We start from the raw sequence: 18213 nt of genomic DNA on the forward strand, positions 1-18213 counted from the left end.
CCCCCCCCCCCCCCCCCCCCCCTCCCACATTTGGTTTGCGGTTTATCCAGCAGGCACCACTTCCAATACGCAAATCATCCCGGCCTCCGGATAATGCCAGCGCACATCCACATCCCAGAACTGCGCTCCGTATTCGCGCTCAGGCCCGGGCGTTTGGTAGGCCGGGCGTGGATCCTGCGCCAGACACTGATCGATCAACTCCACCAATGGCTCTCCAAGGCGCTGAGCGTGGCCTTGTGCCTGCTGCAGCGCCGTCTTCAGCCACTGCACGGGAATCAGCTGCGGCGCACCGCTGGCGATGCTGTTGGTGGCCGTGTCGACAATATCGGCATACGGTACATACGGCTTGATATCCAATACCGGTGTGCCATCGAGCAAATCGATCCCGGAAATCCACAGCCGCCCCGGCTCGACCTTGTCCAGCTTGACCACTGACTGGCCAATCCCGTTGGGCCGATGAGTCGCACGGGTCGCAAACACACCCATGGACGTGTTGCCGCCCAGGCGTGGCGGGCGCACTTTCAGGCGTGGTTTATCTTCCAGGGCCTGGTGGAACAGGAACAACAGCCACACGTGGCTGACCTGTTCCAGACCCTGTACCGCCTCACCCTGGTCGAACGGCGCCACCAATTCCAGCACGCCACGGGCGGCAGGCGCCAGTTGCGGTTGGCGCGGGATGGCGAACTTCTCCTTGAAGCAGGAGCGTACGAAACCGACGGGCGAGACCTGGTAATTCATGGCTTACGTGCGAACCCGCAGCGTCAGGCCCTTGAGGAAGTTGCGCAGCAACTGGTCGCCACAGGTGCGGTAGTTGGTGTGACCGAACTTGCGAAACAGTGCGCTCAGTTCCGGCTTGGACACCGGGAATTCGGCGGCCTTGAGGATGGCATGCATGTCGTCTTCCTTGAGTTCGAAGGCCACGCGCAGCTTCTTGAGGATAATGTTGTTGGTCACCGGCGTTTCGATCGGCTGCGGTGGACGGCTTTCGTCCTTGCCGCGCTTGAAGATCACCAGGCCGTCGAGAAAGTGGGCCATGACTTCGTCCGGGCAGAACACGAAGCCTTCTTCCTCGTCTTTCTTGAGGTAGGTCAGCAGGTCGTCCTTGGTCACGTCCATGCCGCCGAGCTTGATGATCTCGACCATCTTGTTGTCGCTGATGTCGAGCATGTAGCGCACGCTGCGCAGTACGTCATTGTGAATCATGGTGGGCAATCCTGGTATTCAACGGAGGACACCGCCCTAGCAGGCGGTGTCGAGAAAAGGGAACGGCTTAGAACTTCTCTTTGCCGGACAGGTAACGCCATTGACCGACCGGCACCTTGCCGATGGACACGCCGCCGATGCGGATGCGACGAATAGCCACGACCTTCAGGCCAACGGCTTCGCAGAACAACGCGATCACGCCGGGCTGCGGGTTTTTCATCGCAAAACGCAGGCGGTTTTCGTTCTGCCAGCTGGCTTTGACCGCCGGCAACTCTTTGCCTTTGTAGGTCAGGCCGTGGTTCAGGCGGTTAAGACCGTGGGCAACCATGTTGCCCTCGACCTCCACCACGTATTCCTGCTCGATCTTGGCGGCATCGGCGGTCAACTTGCGCAGAATCTTCCAGTCCTGGGTAAACACCAGCAGGCCGCTGGCCTTGGCCTGCAGGTCGGCGCTGGCGGTCAGGCGCAGGAAGTGGCCCTTGAGCGGGCGCTTGCTGAAGCGGTGCTCTTCGGACAGCGTTTCGGCGCTGATCGAGGCCATGGCCGTCTCGGCATCCACACCCGCCGGGGCGTGCAGCAGGATAGTCACCGGCTCCGGCACGGTGGCCTTGGCCTCAGGGTCGAGTTCGACCTTCTGGGTGGTGACCTTGAACTGCGGCTCGTCGATCACTTCACCGTCCACCGAAACCCAGCCGCCTTCGATAAACAGCTCAGCCTCCCGACGGGAGCAACCGACCAGTTCGATAAGGCGTTTGGAGAGGCGTATGGGGTCAGTCATGACAAGGGCCGTAACAAAAGGGGGTGACTATTGTACCTGCCTGGCGCCGGTTAATCCCGGCCCCATTTCAGCCTGCTGTATTTTCGGGGGAGCCGGTTTGTGGGGACCTCAGCCGTTGCGTAGGTGTTGCTGCTGGCGCAAACGCAGATGCAGCAACGGATAGGGCTGGCCCAGACCGTCATGCTCGGTGCGTCCGATCACCTCGAAGCCCTGTTTGAAATAGAACCCCAGCGCCCGCGGATTTTGTTCGTTCACATCCAGTTCATCGGCATTCATATGCTCGATGGCATAGCGCAGCAATTGTCGCCCCAGGCCCTGGCCTCGGTGCTGAGGGTCGATAAACAGCATCTCCACCTTGCCTGCCGCCACCCCGGCAAACCCTGTGATTCGCTGGCGCGAGTCCTTGGTGCAGATGAGCATCACCGAATCCAGGTAGCGGGTCAGCACCAGGTTTTTCAGGCGCACGATGTAGCTTTCCGGCAGAAAGTCATGGGTGGCGCGCACCGAGGCCTCCCAGATCCGCGCCAACTCGGCGTAGTCGCTGGTTTTAGGTGTATGGATAACCGAATGCTGACGCATGCCCGCTGCCCCTTACTGTAGACGGTGCTGATGGGCGAAACGATAGACCTAAAAAAGCCCCGCATCTTGTCTGGAAGCAGGGCTTTTTCATTTCTTTACTGCCTTAGGCGCGTTTTTCAGCCCACAGGTCATATTCGTCGGCGTCGGTCACGGTGCACCACACCTTGTCGCCCGGCTTCAAACCGCTGGCGTCGTCGATAAACACGTTACCGTCAATTTCCGGTGCGTCGAAGAAGCAACGGCCCACCGCGCCTTGCTCGTCGACCTCGTCGATCAGCACTTCGATTTCCTTGCCGATGCGCAGTTGCAGGCGCGCCGAGCTGATGGCCTGTTGGTGCGCCATGAAGCGTTCCCAACGGTCTTGCTTGACGTCGTCCGGCACCACGGGCAGGTCCAGCAGGTTGGCGGGGGCGCCTTCCACTGGCGAGTATTGGAAGCAGCCGACGCGGTCCAGTTGGGCCTCGGTCAGCCAGTCCAGCAGGTACTGGAAGTCTTCTTCGGTTTCGCCAGGAAAGCCGACAATGAAGGTGGAACGAATAATCAGGTCAGGGCAGATCTCGCGCCAGTTCTTGATGCGCGCCAGGGTCTTGTCTTCGAAGGCCGGACGTTTCATGGCCTTGAGCACTTTCGGGCTGGCGTGCTGGAACGGGATGTCCAGGTACGGCAGGATCTTGCCGGCGGCCATCAGCGGGATCAGCTCGTCAACGTGCGGGTACGGGTAGACGTAGTGCAGGCGCACCCACACGCCCAGGCTGCTGAGGGCTTCGCAGAGTTCGGTCATGCGGGTTTTTACCGGCGCGCCGTTCCAGAAACCGGTGCGGTACTTCACGTCGACACCGTAGGCGCTGGTGTCCTGGGAAATCACCAACAGCTCTTTGACGCCGGATTTGACCAGGCGCTGGGCCTCGTCCAGCACATCGCCCACCGGGCGGCTGACCAGCTTGCCGCGCATCGACGGGATGATGCAGAAGCTGCAGCTGTGGTTGCAGCCTTCGGAAATCTTCAGGTAGGCGTAGTGGCGTGGGGTCAGCTTGATGCCTTGCGGCGGCACCAGGTCGATCAGCGGGTTGTGGTCCTGACGCGGTGGCACCACGTCGTGCACGGCATTGACCACCTGCTCGTATTGCTGCGGACCGGTCACGGCCAGCACGCTTGGGTGCACATTGCGGATATTGCCTTCTTCCACGCCCATGCAGCCGGTCACGATGACCTTGCCGTTTTCCTTGATCGCTTCGCCGATCACTTCCAGGGACTCTGCCTTGGCCGAGTCGATAAAGCCGCAGGTGTTGACCACCACCACATCGGCGTCCTGATAAGTGGACACGACGTCATAGCCTTCCATACGCAGTTGCGTGAGGATGCGCTCGGAGTCGACGAGCGCCTTAGGGCAACCCAGGGAAACAAAGCCAACCTTGGGGTTGGCTTTTGCGATGGTGGTGGACATGTCTAACCTCGGTATTGAATGACGCCGCCGGTCGTGCACGACGAGGCAACGGACGGGCACTTGGAATGTGCCTCTGATCAAAAAGTGCGCAATTCTAGCGACGGGCAACGCACTTGACCAGCTTTATGCAGGGAAATGCGACGAGTGCTGCGCTATGCTTCGCGCCGTTGGCACGGGTAAAACCCTTGGGTCAATAAAACGTCTGTTACGAGAAGTAAAACAGCGCATGCTAGGGTCAGCTTAGATGTGTTGTTTATAAAGACCTCAGGTCAAAGGGCAGGAGTGGTTGATGGGTCAGGCAAGTAGTCAGGCAGCGGGTGCCGAGCATTCAAACGCCAAGCCGATTGGCATGCTGGTGGCAGCGGTCGGGGTGGTTTACGGCGATATCGGCACCAGTCCGCTCTACACCCTTAAAGAGGTGTTCACCGGTGGTTATGGGGTTCAGGTCAATCATGACGGCGTGCTGGGAATTCTGGCGCTGATCTTCTGGTCGCTGATCTGGGTGGTGTCGATCAAGTACATGCTGTTCGTGCTGCGTGCCGACAACCAGGGCGAGGGCGGCATCATGGCCCTGACGGCGCTGGCGCGACGGGCGGCGGGGGAGCGCAAGAAGTTGCGCAGTTTCCTCGTGGTGTGTGGTCTGTGCGGTGCGGCGCTGTTCTACGGCGACAGCATGATCACCCCGGCGATTTCCGTTTTGTCGGCCGTGGAAGGCCTGGAGTTGGCGTTCGACGGTCTGGAAAAATGGGTCGTGCCGATTGCGCTGGTGGTGCTGGTGGCGCTGTTTCTGATCCAGAAACACGGCACCGACCGCATCGGCAAATTATTCGGACCGGTGATGGTGACCTGGTTCCTGGTGCTGGGCGGCCTGGGCATCTATGGCATCAGCCAGCATCCGGAAGTGCTCAAGGCATTGAACCCGATCTGGGCCGTACGCTTCTTCGAGGCTCACCCAGGCATTGGCGTGGCTATCCTGGGCGCCGTGGTGCTGGCACTGACCGGTGCCGAAGCGCTGTATGCCGATATGGGCCATTTCGGCCGCAAGCCTATCGCCCGTGCCTGGTTCATCCTGGTGTTGCCGGCGCTGGTGCTCAACTATTTCGGCCAGGGCGCCTTGTTGCTCGGCGATCCGGAAGCCGCGCGCAACCCGTTCTACCTGTTGGCGCCGAGCTGGGCGTTGATCCCGCTGGTGGGGTTGTCGACCCTGGCCACGGTGATTGCATCCCAGGCGGTAATTTCCGGGGCGTTCTCGTTGACGCGCCAGGCGATCCAGTTGGGTTACATCCCGCGCATGCATATTCAGCACACCTCCAGCGCCGAACAGGGCCAGATCTATATCGGCGCGGTGAACTGGTCGCTGATGGTCGGTGTGATCCTGCTGGTGCTGGGTTTCGAGTCCTCCAACGCCCTGGCCTCGGCCTACGGCGTGGCGGTGACCGGCACCATGCTGATGACCACCATCCTCGTCTCGGCGGTGATGCTGCTGCTGTGGAAATGGCCACCGGTGCTGGCTGTGCCGGTATTGCTCTGCTGCCTGTTGGTCGATGGACTGTATTTTGCGGCCAACGTACCGAAAATCATCCAGGGCGGCGCCTTCCCGGTTATCGCGGGGATCGTGCTGTTCGTGTTGATGACGACCTGGAAGCGCGGCAAGCAATTGCTGGTGGAGCGTCTCGACGAAGGCGGCCTGCCGCTGCCGATCTTCATCAGCAGTATCCGCGTGCAGCCGCCCCATCGGGTGCAGGGTACGGCGGTGTTCCTCACCGCGCGGCCCGACGCCGTGCCCCATGCGCTGTTACACAACTTGCTGCATAACCAGGTACTGCATGAGCAAGTGGTGCTGTTGACGGTGGTGTACGAAGACATCCCGCGCGTGCCGGCCTCACGGCGGTTCGAGGTGGATGCCTACGGTGAAGGCTTCTTCCGCGTGATTCTGCATTTTGGTTTCACCGACGAACCGGACGTGCCCGAAGCGCTGAAGCTGTGCCATCTGGACGATCTGGATTTCAGCCCGATGCGCACCACCTACTTCCTCAGCCGCGAAACGGTGATTGCCTCGAAACTCGAAGGCATGGCGCGCTGGCGCGAAGGCTTGTTCGCGTTCATGTTGAAGAACGCCAACGGCAACCTGCGCTTTTTCAAACTCCCGGTAAACCGGGTGATCGAGCTGGGCACCCAGGTCGAAATGTAAACTGGCTTTACACGGGGGCCGGCAATCGGCTCCCGTTTTGTCTTCTGAACCCTGTGCAATCGAACGTTGTCGACTAGGCTCTACTCACCGTTAGAGAGTCTTGAAGCTCGCCCACAGAACCCGGAAGAGGTGCGCCATGAGTCAGCTGCTCGAACCCTATACCCTGCGTCAATTGACCCTGCTCAACCGCATTGCGGTCTCGCCGATGTGCCAATACTCCAGTGACGATGGCCTGGCCAATGACTGGCACCTGGTGCACCTCGGCAGCCGTGCCGTCGGTGGCGCCGGGCTGATTTTCACCGAAGCCACCGCCGTGGCCGCCGAAGGCCGTATCACCGCCCAGGACCTGGGCCTGTGGAACGACCAGCAGATCGAACCGTTGCAACGCATCACGCGTTTTATCGCCGCCCAGGGCGCGGTGGCGGGTATTCAACTGGCCCATGCCGGGCGCAAGGCCAGTACCCATCGGCCGTGGATCGGCAAGCATGGCAGCGTCAAGCCTGAGGACGGCGGCTGGGTGCCGGTAGGCCCATCGCCGATTGCCTTCGACCCGCAACACACCCCACCCAAACCGCTGGATGAAGGGCAGATCCGGCAAGTGATCGCCGACTTTGTCGCCGCCGCCAAGCGTGCATTGACGGCGGGTTTCGAGGTGGTGGAGATCCACGCGGCGCACGGTTACCTGTTGCACCAATTTCTGTCGCCCCTCAGTAACCAGCGTCAGGACCGGTACGGCGGCTCCTTCGAGAACCGCATCCGCCTGGTGCTTGAAGTGACCCAGGCCGTGCGCGACGTCTGGCCCCAGGAGTTGCCGCTGTTCGTGCGGGTGTCAGCCACCGACTGGGTGGAAGATGGCTGGAACCCCGATGAAACCGTGGAGCTCGCGCGCCGCCTCAAAGACCTGGGGGTGGACTTGATCGACGTGTCCTCCGGTGGCACCGCCGCCAATGCCGAGATCCCCACCGGCCCTGGCTACCAGACGCGCTTCGCCGAGCGTGTGCGCAAGGAGTCGGGCATCGCCACCGGCACCGTCGGCATGATCACCGAACCGGCCCAGGCCGAGCACATCCTGCGCACTTGCCAGGCCGATATCATCTTCCTGGCGCGCGAACTGCTGCGCGATCCTTACTGGCCGTTGCATGCCGACGATGATCTGGGCGGGCGCAAGGCGATCTGGCCGGCGCAGTATCAGCGAGCGACCCATCGGGACCAGCCGATTCATGAGTCTGACTTGAGGGATTGACCCTTCAGCGGTTGCGTCGAAACCCACCCTGGCCCGGTGGGTTTTTTTATGTGCGCGAGTAGGATTGGGTTGTAGGTATTTGTTACCGAAGTAATTTTTTAAGTGAATACTCTAAAAAAATCCCACACGTAACGAGATTGTTTCTACGCTTAAGGTAAGACTGATTTCTGGCCCAGGGAGTCAGTCGGTTTGCTCGTGGCGACCTTGCGTTTCACGGGAGGCGGGTAATGGGTACCGGGAGTATTTGATCGATATCAGGAGAAGCAGTCCATGGCCAAGTCCTATGGTGTAGCGGGTGTGGTGGTGTCTTTTCTGGGCCGCAGGCTGCCCTTGCGCGGCCGCAGGTTGAGTTCGGACGAAGCCGAATTGCTGGCGCAGTACCGCACCCTGACCGAAAACGATCAGGTGGCGATGCGTTACCTGATTGGGGCGATGAAGAGTGTGTCGCGGTTTTGACGGCGCAGCTCACCTCATGAAGGGGTTTGAGTCATCAGGAAAATCCGGATCGTCCGAAAAGTCTGGCTCGTCGAAGAAATCAAATTCGTCAAAGGCGGATAACAGATTGTCTTCCATGGCGGCGCGTTCTGCCTTGAGCCAGCGTTTCAGCCCTTTCGGACTGTCTATCTCAACCAGCACCTGTTCCAGGTCGCGCAGTTGATACTCAAGCTCCTTGAGCGCCAGGTTTACCTGCGATGCGCTGTTCGCCACTGTCACCGGGGTAAAAGGATCGAGATCGAATAGCCGGGCAAAATCAAAGGCGACTGCGCTGACTTCAACGACCAGCCCGTCGTATTGCTCGCTGAGCACTCGGTTGTAGTGCTTCAGTCGTTCATCCGACATTGTTTGCAGGGCTACCGGGTCAAGGTGTTCGGCCTCCAGCTGCAGTTCCAGCAGTTCCAGCAGGTTGCGCTCGGCGTAGGCTTTATTGGCGCGCTGCATCAATGTCGTCTTGCGTTGACGTTCGGCCTCGTCGGTCTCGCGGTCGGGATGCAGTGCGCTGGCAAGTTTGCGATAGACCGCGCGCAATGACTGGCTGGCTTGGTGTGCCTGCTCCTGATCTTTCTTTTCGCGGGCCGTGGCGTCTCGTTCCGGCTGCCCGGACTGTGTTTTGTTCTGCTCCTCCAGGCGTTCCTGCAGGTGCAATGCCAGTTCCTCGGGCGAACCGAAATCGAAGTCATCGCCGAGCTTAATGTCATAGGCCTGCTCCATGGCCTCCTTTAAGATCAGGTTTTCCCGGCGCTCATCGTCATCGAAGTCTGCGCCACTGTGTTTGTTGTAGAGCGCTTTCATCTGCTCGCGATTGGTGTCATCCATCAACGAGGTCGCCAACTCACAGATAACGGTCTGCAAGGTCTGGCGATCGACTTTTGCCAGTTTGAGCCGATCACCGGCGTGGTCCAGTGCGTTCAATAGCGAAAGCTGACGCTCGGCATACTGAACGTGCAAGGGCTTGAACTCTGCATGCCAGCGTTGTTGGTACCTGGGCATGGCCGTATCCCAGGCCAGCAGCGTTTGGCGTTGCTTGTCGATTTTTTTCAACAGGCTATTGAATTTGCGTTGGGCAGAAGACAGTTTCGGCTTGTTTTTCGCCGAGATAGTGAGCTGCGAAGTGTTCGATTTAGTAGGCATGAGCTCGCCACTCATTTAATTTCAATGGGTTGAAAAGGCTACCATCCCTTAAGTCTGCGTCTATACACCGATGGATGAAATGAACCCATAGCGAGTCAGATCGCTCCCAAACGAGGGAGCGACCTGACGGATGCGCATCAGCTGTACTTGCGCAGCGCCGGTGCCGGCGGGAAGTACTGATACAGCCAGGTTTCACTGAGGGTGCGGTCCTGGGTGCGGATGAACAGGCGCAGTTCCACCGGTTCGACGCTGTCGCTGGTCGGGTACCAATCGAACAGGATGCGGTAGCCCTTGATGTTGTCCAGCACCAGCACGCTGAAGTCTTTCACTTCACCGTGGGAACAGGTCACCACCGGCTCGATCCCGGTGCCGGCGGGCAGGCGATCCAGGCCACCGCCTTTGAAGTCCACGGCGAAACGGCGCGCCCACACGTCCGGGTAATGCTCGCCCGGCGCCCAGCCTTCGGTGAAGCCGCCCATGCCTGAGCGGGTCGCGTCGACTTGCGCCAACGGTGTGCTCACCGGCGGCAAGGCGCTCCAGTACAGCTTGTAGCCGTAGTTGAGCGAGTCGCCGGCCGCCACCGGTTTTTTCGGGGTCCAGAAGGCCACGATATTGTCCAGGGTTTCGCCCGTTGTCGGAATTTCCAGCAGGTCGATCGAGCCTTCGCCCCAGGCGGTGGTCGGTTCCACCCACAGGCTTGGGCGCTTGCTATACCAGTCGACGGTGTCCTGGTAGCTGGCGAACTCGTGGTCGGTCTGCACCAGGCCGAAGCCTTTCGGGTCGGTGTCGGCGAAGGCGTTGAATTGCAACTTGGCCGGGTTGTTCAGCGGGCGGCAGATCCACTCGCCATTACCGCGCCACATCGCCAGGCGGTCCGAGTCATGAATTTGCGGATGGATGGTGTCGCACATCCGACGCTCATGGGTGCCGCAGCTGAACATGCTGGTCATCGCTGCGATGCCCAGTTGTTCGATGCTGGTACGCGCATTGATATGCGCGTCGATGGCCATCACCACCTGGTTGGCCTGGCAGTCGATATCGAAGCGATAGGCGCCGGTGGCGCTCGGCGAATCGAGCAGGGCATAGACCACAAAACGCGTGGCGTCCTTGTCCGGGGTTTCGAACCAGAATTGCGTGAAATCGGGGAACTCTTCGCGTTTTTTCGCGTAGGTATCGATGGCCAGACCCCGTGCCGACAGGCCGTATTGGCCGGTGGAGTCCACCGCGCGGAAGTAGCTGGCGCCGAGGAATGACAACACGTCGTGACGGTCCAGTTCCGGTGCCTTGAACAGCTTGAAGCCGGAGAAACCCAAGTCGCCGGTCAGCTGTTTGGTGTCGACGGTGGTTTTTTCATAGTTGAACAGCGAAGGGCGAAAATGCACCTCACGCGCTTCGCGGGTCTTGGGATCGACGCTGTGCATGCGCACCGGCGTCTTGAAGCCCATTCCGACGTGGAAGAATTGCACGTCCAATTGGCCGTTCAGTTCTTTCCACAGCGAATGCTTGCCGTCGTAGCCGATGGCGTTGAAATTTTGCGGGGTCATGGTCGCCAGGGTCGGCGGCAGCACCTGTTTGGTGTCTTTGTACGCGGTCCCGGCGAGCTGCTTGGCCTGGGCCTTCAGCGTGTCGAAGTCGAATGCCACGGCCTTGCCGTCGGCGGCGCGGTTACCCGCCCAAGCCTGCGCGGCCAGCAGGCCGCTGGCCGATAAACCGGTGTAAGCCGCAATGGCCATGGACGCTTTGAGCAAATTCCTGCGGTGCATAGAGACAACCTGTCGTGAGCAAATCCCGCGCCGTTCCTGGCACGTGCTGGATCAGAAATTACGGTTCGGACATGCCTTCGGCCAAACGCAACGGACATTAAACAGACGCCGGATAGCTTAAGCGGTTCGATGGGGAAGGAAAATTGATTGATGGCGGGGTGATGGCAGCGCATATGAAACAAGACGTTTCCGAGCCGGTGAGTGGAACACCCTACTCAGAAATTGTGACGATCAAAATGGGGGAGGGACTTGCTCCCTCCCCCAGTGGGTTCAGTGCTTGAACATCACGTGGCGAACGGTGGTGTAGTCCTCCAGCCCATACATGGACATGTCCTTGCCATACCCCGACAGTTTCTGACCGCCATGGGGCATTTCGCTGACAAGCATGAAGTGGGTATTCACCCAGGTGCAGCCGTACTGCAAACGTGCGGCCAGGCGATGAGCGCGGCCGACATCGGCGGTCCATACCGACGACGCCAGGCCGTAGTCCGAATCGTTGGCCCAGCCCAGCACTTGGGCTTCATCGGTGAACCGGGTCACCGACACCACCGGCCCGAACACTTCGCGGCGTACGATCTCGTCGTCCTGCTGCGCATCGGCCAATACCGTCGGCTCAAAGAAGAACCCATTGCCTTCCACAACCTTGCCACCGGTGACCAGGCGGATATGTGGCTGCGCCACGGCCCGTTCGACAAACCCGACCACACGGTCACGGTGTTGCGCAGTGATCAGCGGGCCCATTTCGGTGGCCGGATCATCCTGCAAACCGTACTTGATGCTCGCCACTGCGGCACCGAGCTTCTCGACAAAGGCATCGTAGATAGACGCCTGGGCATAAATGCGGCAGGCGGCGGTGCAGTCCTGGCCGGCGTTGTAGAAACCGAAGGTGCGGATGCCTTCCACGGCGGCGTCGATGTCCGCGTCATCGAAGATGATCACCGGGGCCTTTCCACCCAGCTCCATGTGCATGCGCTTCACGCTGTCGGCGGTGCTGGAAATGATATTCGCGCCGGTGGCGATGGAGCCGGTCAGCGACACCATGCGCACTTTAGGGTGAGTTACCAGCGGGCTGCCCACGCTCGGGCCGCGGCCGAAGACCAGGTTAAGTACGCCGGCCGGGAAAATCTGCGACGCCAGTTCGACCATGCGCAGCGCCGTCAACGGGGTTTGTTCCGACGGCTTGAGCACCACGGTATTACCAGCCGCCAGCGCCGGGGCGATTTTCCAGGCGACCATCATCAGCGGGTAGTTCCACGGTGCGATAGAGGCGATCACCCCCACCGGGTCACGACGGATCATCGACGTATGGCCCGGCAGGTATTCACCGCCCGCCGAGCCGCTCATGCAGCGGCTGGCGCCGGCAAAAAAGCGGAACACATCGGCAATCGCCGGGATTTCGTCGTTCAAGGCGGCGCTGTAGGGCTTGCCGCAATTGTCCGACTCCAGCTTGGCCAGCTCGGCACCGTGGGCTTCGATTGCGTCCGCCAGTTTAAGCAGCAGCAATGAACGGTCCTTCGGCGCGGTTTGCGACCAGCTTTCAAAGGCCGCATCGGCGGCACGCACGGCGGCGTCGACCTGGGCTTCGCTGGCTTCATGGATTTCCACCAGCACGCGGCCCAATGACGGGTTGAAGATGGCCTGGGCCGGGCCTTCGCCTTGTACCAGTTGGCCGTTGATCAGCAGTTTGGTTTGCATGGTTCAGTCCTCCAAAAAACGAGTGTTATTCCACATTTGAACCGCATTCTTTCAGTGGCCAAGTTATTTACCGCCACTACCGGCCACGCTTTCCCCGCCACGCGTCAGGTAATAGGCCCCCAGAATCGGGACCATCGTTACCAGCATCACCAGCATCGCCACCACGTTGGTCACCGGTACATCCCGTGGGCGGCTGAGCTGGTTGAGCAGCCATAGCGGCAACGTGCGCTCGTGGCCGGCGGTGAAGGTGGTGACGATGATTTCGTCGAACGACAGTGCAAAGGCGAGCATGCCGCCGGCCAGCAGCGCCGAGCCCAGGTTGGGCATGATGATGTAGCGAAACGTCTGCCAGCCGTCGGCACCCAGGTCCATCGAGGCTTCGATCAGGCTGTGGGACGTGCGGCGCAAACGCGCGATGACGTTGTTGTAGACGATCACCACGCAGAACGTTGCGTGGCCGACGATGATGGTGAACATCCCAGGTTCGATGCCCAGCGTCTTGAAGGTCGCCAGCAAGGCGATGCCGGTGATGATCCCCGGCAACGCAATCGGCAGGATCAGCATCAGCGACACGCCTTGCTTGCCGAAAAACTCGCGGCGGTACAACGCCGCCGAGGCCAGCGTGCCGAGCACCATGGCAATCAAGGTGGCAATGGCGGCGATCTGCAGCGACAGCTTGATCGCTTCCAGCACGTCAGGCCGGGCGAACGCCACACTGAACCACTTCAGGGTCAAGCCCTGGGGCGGAAAGCTGAACGCCGCTTCTTCGGTGTTGAAGGCGTAGAGGAAGATGATCAGGATCGGGAAGTGCAGAAACACCAGGCCGCCCCAGGCGGCGATCCTCAAGCCTAATGTTGATTTCTCAGAGTGCATCGAAGGCCCCCAGGCGTTTGACGATGGACAGGTACACCGCGATCAGCACGATGGGCACCAGGGTGAACGCCGCGGCCATGGGCATATTGCCGATGGCGCCTTGCTGGGCGTAGACCATGCCGCCGACAAAATAGCCCGGCGGGCCTACCAGTTGCGGCACGATGAAGTCGCCGAGGGTCAGCGAGAAAGTGAAGATGGAACCTGCGGCAATCCCCGGCACCGACAGCGGCAGAATCACCTGCATGAAGGTCTGGCGTGGCTTGGCACCCAAGTCAGCGGACGCCTGCAGCAGCGACGGCGGCAGACGCTCCAGCGATGCCTGGATCGGCAGGATCATGAACGGCAGCCAGATATAGACGAACACCATGAAGCGCCCCAGGTGCGAGGTGCTCAAGGTGCTGCCGCCCACGCCGGGAATGCCCAGCACAAACTGCAGCACCGGCTCCAGGCCCAGGTGTTGCACGAACCATTGCGCCACGCCGCCCTTGGCCAACAACAAGGTCCAGGCATATGCCTTGACGATGTAGCTGGCCCACATCGGCATCATCACGGCGATATAGAAAAACGCCTTGGTCTTGCCCGTGGTGTAGCGCGCCATGTAGTAGGCGATGGGGAAGGCCACGATGGCACTGGCGATCGACACCACGATCGCCATGCTCAAGGTGCGCAGGATGATGTCGAAGTTCGACGGCTGGAATAGCGCGGCGAAGTTGGCCAGGGTCAGGTCCGGTGTGACCGCCATGGTGAAGTCGTCGAACGTGTAGAAGCCTTGCCACAACAGGGTCAGCAACGAACCCAGATAGATCGCGCCGAACCAGATCAACGGCGGTATCAGCAACATCGCCAGGTAGAGGTTGGGCTTGCGGTAGAGCAGGTTGGAAAGCCTGCGCATCGCCGGTTGTCGAGAAACGGCCAGGCTCATGTCACACCTCGCCTGCGCTGTCGGCCAGCGGGGTCATGGCTTCCCGTGCCCAGCGGGCGGTGATGGCCTGGCCGACCTGATAGCCGCTGCTGGTGTCCAGCCATTGGTTGTTGGCCTGGCTGATGTTCAGGGCCTGGCCGTTTTCCAGGGTCAGTTCGTAGCGTGTGGCGCTGCCCTGGTATTGGATATCGTGCAGCAAACCGCTGACTTCCACCTCGCCGGTCCCCAGCGGGCCGTCGGCAAACCGCACGTGTTCCGGGCGGATCGAGAATGCTTGCGCACTGCCGCTCAGACGCTGGGCCAGTTCGCCGCGGATCACATTGGAGGTGCCGACGAACTCGGCCACGAACGCAGTCGCCGGTTTCATGTACAGGTTGCGCGGGGTGTCGACCTGTTCGATGCGGCCCTTGTTGAACACCGCCACGCGGTCGGACATCGACAGCGCTTCGGTCTGGTCGTGGGTCACGAAAATAAAGGTGATACCGAGCTGGCGTTGCAGCTTTTTCAGCTCGCTTTGCATTTGTTCACGCAGCTTGAGGTCGAGGGCGCCCAATGGTTCGTCGAGCAGCAATACGCGGGGGCGATTGACCAGGGCGCGCGCCAGGGCCACCCGTTGGCGTTGGCCGCCGGAGAGCTGTACCGGCTTGCGCTCGCCGTAGCCGCCGAGGGCGACCATGGCCAGGGTTTCTTCGGCACGCTTCAGGCGCTCGGCCTTGGCCACCCCCTTGACCTTGAGACCATAGGCAACGTTGTCGCGCACGTTCATGTGAGGGAACAGCGCGTAATCCTGGAAGACGGTGTTGACGTCGCGCTGATAGGGCGGCAAGCCGGCCGCTTCCTCGCCATGAATACGGATCGAGCCTGCGCTCGGCTGCTCGAAGCCTGCAATCAGGCGCAGGCAAGTGGTCTTGCCCGAGCCCGACGGGCCGAGCATGGAAAAGAACTCGCCGTCCTGAATATCGATGGAAACCCGGTCAACCGCCTTTACTTCGCCGAACTGACGGGAGACATGGGTGAATTGGACTGCAAGCGTCATGGTGCGGTGCTCCGAAAAGGCGCGGACCGTCGCAGCGGCCCGGCCTGGACTTCTGAAAAAAAACGACAGATCTGTGAGTGCGGTCGGTGTGGGAAGGAGCAAGCCCCTCCCACAGGGGACCTGTGTTGTCTGAAGAGCCTCAGCGCCCACCCATGATCGCAATGTAATCCTGGGTCCAGCGGCTGTACGGCACGAACTTGCCGCCTTCGGCCTGCGGGGTTTTCCAGAAGGCGATCTTGTCGAACTGGTCGAAGCCGTTGGTCTTGCAGCCTTCGGCGCCGAGCAGTTCGCTCGCTTTACACGCCGCAGGCACCGCCGGCAGCGAGCCGAACCAGGCGGCCACATCGCCCTGGACCTTGGGTTGCAGCGACCAGTCCATCCACTTGTAGGCGCAGTTCGGATGTTTGGCCTCGCTGTGCAACATGGTGGTGTCGGCCCAGCCGGTGGCGCCTTCTTTCGGGATGGTCGACGCAATCGGCTGCTTCTCGTTTTGCAGGCCGTTGACCTGGTAAGGCCAAGCGCTGGAGGCCACCACGCCTTCGTTCTTGAAGTCACTCATTTGTACGGTGGTGTCGTGCCAGTAGCGGTGAATCAGCGGTTGCTGGGCGCGCAACAGGTCGAGCACCGCCTTGTACTGGGTTTCGGTCAGCTCATACGGGCTCTGGATACCCAGCTCCGGTTGGGTACTCTTGAGGTACAGCGCCGCATCGGCCATGTAGATCGGGCCGTCGTAGGCCTGCACGCGACCTTTGTTCGGCTTGCCGTCCGGCAGGTTCTGCGTCTTGAACAGCACATCCCAACTGGTGGGCGCCGACTTGAACACGTTGGTGTTGTACATCAAGACGTTCGGGCCCCACTGGTACGGGGTACCGTAGGTTTGCTGGCCGACCACGTACCACGGCGCATCCTTGAGGCGCGGGTCGATGTTTTTCCAATTGGCGAGCAACGCGGTATTGATCGGCTGCACCCGTTTACCGGCGATCAAGCGCAGCGAAGCATCGCCCGACGCGGTGACCAGGTCGTAACCGCCCTTGGCCATCAGGCTGACCATTTCGTCAGACGTCGCAGCGGTTTTCACATTGACCTTGCAGCCGGTTTCCTTCTCGAAGCCGGTGACCCAATCGTAGGCCTTGTCGCTTTCGCCGCGTTCGATATAACCGGGCCAGGCGACGATATCCAACTGGCCTTCACCGGCGCCAACCGCCTTGAGCGGTTCGGCGGCCTGAATACTGACGCTGGCCAGCAGCGCGGTGGTCAAGGCGCTGAGCAATGCTGTCTTGTGCGCGGACATGGGGTTCCCTCTTCTTTAATTATGGTCGGGGCAGTGGGTGAAGCCGTGACGCATGAGCTTAGTTGTTGTTTTAAAGATGCTGGCCGTGGCGGGCCATGATGTGGCGTACCACGCTGTAGTCCTGTAGCGAATCGCTCGAAAGATCTTTCCCATACCCCGAGCGCTTCAAGCCGCCGTGGGGCATCTCGCTGACCAGCATGAAATGACTGTTGATCCAGGTGCAGCCGTATTGCAGGCGCGCCGCCACCTGCATGGCCTTGTCCAGGTTCTGCGTCCACACCGACGAGGCCAGGCCGTATTCGGAGTCGTTGGCCCAGTCCACCGCCTGTTCCAGCTCGTCGAAGCGCGTCACCGTCACCACCGGGCCGAACACCTCGCGCTGCACGATTTCATCGTTCTGTTTACAGCCGGCCAGCAGCGTCGGCTGGTAATAGAAACCGGCGCCGGAATGCACGGCGGCTCCGGTGATTCGTTCGATATGCGGCTGGCCGAGGGCGCGTTCGACAAAGCTGGCCACGCGGTCGCGCTGGCGCGTACTGATCAGCGGGCCGAGTTCGTTATCGGCATCACGCTTGCCGGCAAAACGCAGGCTGCCGACCGCCGCGCCCAGCTCGGCGACCAATCTGTCGTGGATACCGGCCTGGGCGTAGATACGGCACGCGGCGGTGCAATCCTGGCCGGCGTTGTAGTAACCGTAGGCACGCACGCCCTCGACCACCGCCTGCAGGTCGGCGTCGTTGCACACGATCACCGGCGCTTTGCCGCCCAGTTCCAGGTGCGTGCGTTTGAGGGTCTTGGCGGCGGCCTGGAGGATTTTCTGTCCGGTGACGATATCGCCGGTCAGCGAGACCATGCGCACTTTCGGGTGGCTGACCAGATGGCTGCCGACCCCGTCGCCACCGCCGCACAGGATGTTGATTACTCCACGCGGTAACAAATCCTTCAGCACGGGCGCCAAGGCGAGAATCGACAGCGGTGTGTGTTCCGATGGTTTAAACACCAACGTATTGCCGGCCGCCAGCGCCGGGGCGATCTTCCAGGCGGCCATCATCAGCGGGTAATTCCACGGGGCGATGGACGCTACCACGCCAATCGGGTCGCGACGCACCATGCTGGTGTAGCCCGGCAGGTATTCGCCGCTGAGCTGGCCGGTCTGGCAGCGCACGGCACCGGCGAAGAAGCGGAACACATCGACGGTGGCGTTCAAGTCATCCTGGCGCGCCAGGTGCAACGGCTTGCCGCAGTTCAGCGATTCCAGGCGGGCCAGGTAGTCGGCCTGTTTTTCGATAGCATCGGCGATGCCCAGCAACAGGATTGAACGTTGTTGCGGTGTGGTTCGCGACCAACCGGCAAACGCACGGTGGGCGGCGAGGATCGCGGCTTCGACCTGCTCGCTGCTGGCTTCGGCGATCTGGGTGAGTACCTCGCCCGTGGCGGGGTTGAGGATCGGCTCGACAAACCCCTGACCCTGGACCAGTTCGCCGTCGATCAGCAACGCAGTGAGCAGCGGGGTGGGCGCGCCGGACATTTTTCGCGATCTCTTTTCTTGTGCGGTCATGGGCATTC

Annotated in this window: 16 protein-coding genes; 3 read left to right on the plus strand and 13 right to left on the minus strand. The window is 60.9% G+C overall.

The features are described 5' to 3' along the window. Positions 1-42 precede the first annotated feature (42 nt). The 5 genes from tsaA to rimO form a co-directional block, all read right to left on the minus strand. A complete protein-coding gene (tsaA, locus tag V6M90_RS15035) occupies positions 43-738 on the minus strand; it encodes a tRNA (N6-threonylcarbamoyladenosine(37)-N6)-methyltransferase TrmO (protein ID WP_042945607.1) in 696 nt (231 codons plus the stop codon). 3 nt (positions 739-741) lie between these two features. Beyond that, positions 742-1203, minus strand: coding sequence for a YehS family protein (locus V6M90_RS15040; protein WP_003172180.1), 462 nt, complete (start codon positions 1201-1203; stop codon positions 742-744). A 67-nt stretch (positions 1204-1270) separates the two neighbouring features. Next, on the minus strand, positions 1271-1981 hold the full coding sequence (locus V6M90_RS15045) for an rRNA pseudouridine synthase (protein ID WP_332846731.1): 711 nt from the start codon (positions 1979-1981) through the stop codon (positions 1271-1273). A gap of 108 nt (positions 1982-2089) precedes the next feature. Beyond that, the gene (locus V6M90_RS15050) at positions 2090-2560 is read right to left on the minus strand and encodes a GNAT family N-acetyltransferase (RefSeq protein WP_141064295.1); all 471 of its coding nucleotides are present in this window, start codon (positions 2558-2560) and stop codon (positions 2090-2092) included. Between the two features lie 103 nt (positions 2561-2663). Further along, entirely contained in the window at positions 2664-4004 is a 1341-nt protein-coding gene (rimO, locus tag V6M90_RS15055; protein WP_003172183.1) for a 30S ribosomal protein S12 methylthiotransferase RimO, read from the minus strand. A 289-nt stretch (positions 4005-4293) separates the two neighbouring features. Here rimO and V6M90_RS15060 point away from each other — a divergent pair, with 289 nt between their 5' ends. From V6M90_RS15060 to V6M90_RS15070, 3 genes are all read left to right on the plus strand, one after another. Further along, the gene (locus V6M90_RS15060; RefSeq protein WP_003172185.1) at positions 4294-6195 is read left to right on the plus strand and encodes a potassium transporter Kup; all 1902 of its coding nucleotides are present in this window, start codon (positions 4294-4296) and stop codon (positions 6193-6195) included. A 136-nt stretch (positions 6196-6331) separates the two neighbouring features. Beyond that, entirely contained in the window at positions 6332-7438 is a 1107-nt protein-coding gene (locus V6M90_RS15065) for an NADH:flavin oxidoreductase/NADH oxidase (protein ID WP_003172187.1), read from the plus strand. Between the two features lie 270 nt (positions 7439-7708). Next, positions 7709-7894, plus strand: coding sequence for a hypothetical protein (locus tag V6M90_RS15070; RefSeq protein ID WP_003172188.1), 186 nt, complete (start codon positions 7709-7711; stop codon positions 7892-7894). Between the two features lie 9 nt (positions 7895-7903). On the opposite strand, the gene V6M90_RS15075 is transcribed toward V6M90_RS15070, so the two are convergent. The 8 genes from V6M90_RS15075 to V6M90_RS15110 all read right to left on the minus strand — a co-directional run bounded on the left by V6M90_RS15075 (position 7904) and on the right by V6M90_RS15110 (position 18175). Further along, positions 7904-9082, minus strand: coding sequence for a J domain-containing protein (locus V6M90_RS15075; RefSeq protein WP_332846732.1), 1179 nt, complete (start codon positions 9080-9082; stop codon positions 7904-7906). Between the two features lie 122 nt (positions 9083-9204). Next, on the minus strand, positions 9205-10830 hold the full coding sequence (locus tag V6M90_RS15080; RefSeq protein WP_141064293.1) for a glucan biosynthesis protein D: 1626 nt from the start codon (positions 10828-10830) through the stop codon (positions 9205-9207). Positions 10831-11100: 270 nt separating this feature from the next. After that, complete coding sequence (locus V6M90_RS15085) at positions 11101-12525, minus strand: gamma-aminobutyraldehyde dehydrogenase (RefSeq protein WP_003172192.1); 1425 nt, start codon at positions 12523-12525, stop codon at positions 11101-11103. Positions 12526-12588: 63 nt separating this feature from the next. Further along, on the minus strand, positions 12589-13398 hold the full coding sequence (locus tag V6M90_RS15090; RefSeq protein ID WP_003172193.1) for an ABC transporter permease: 810 nt from the start codon (positions 13396-13398) through the stop codon (positions 12589-12591). Next, positions 13388-14320: an ABC transporter permease gene (locus V6M90_RS15095; RefSeq protein WP_078823475.1), complete on the minus strand. Its 933-nt coding sequence runs from the start codon at positions 14318-14320 to the stop codon at positions 13388-13390. Before V6M90_RS15095 ends, V6M90_RS15090 begins: the two co-directional genes overlap by 11 nt. 1 nt (position 14321) lies before the next feature. Then, positions 14322-15356 (minus strand): ABC transporter ATP-binding protein, encoded by a 1035-nt coding sequence (locus V6M90_RS15100; protein WP_078823476.1) that lies wholly within the window; start codon positions 15354-15356, stop codon positions 14322-14324. 139 nt (positions 15357-15495) lie between these two features. Continuing rightward, a complete protein-coding gene (ydcS, locus tag V6M90_RS15105) occupies positions 15496-16647 on the minus strand; it encodes a putative ABC transporter substrate-binding protein YdcS (RefSeq protein WP_332846733.1) in 1152 nt (383 codons plus the stop codon). A 70-nt stretch (positions 16648-16717) separates the two neighbouring features. After that, the gene (locus V6M90_RS15110) at positions 16718-18175 is read right to left on the minus strand and encodes a gamma-aminobutyraldehyde dehydrogenase (RefSeq protein WP_042944284.1); all 1458 of its coding nucleotides are present in this window, start codon (positions 18173-18175) and stop codon (positions 16718-16720) included. Between the last annotated feature and the right edge of the window lie 38 nt (positions 18176-18213).

The sequence above is a fragment of the Pseudomonas lactucae genome (genome assembly GCF_036688725.1).
GTDB lineage: Bacteria > Pseudomonadota > Gammaproteobacteria > Pseudomonadales > Pseudomonadaceae > Aquipseudomonas > Aquipseudomonas lactucae.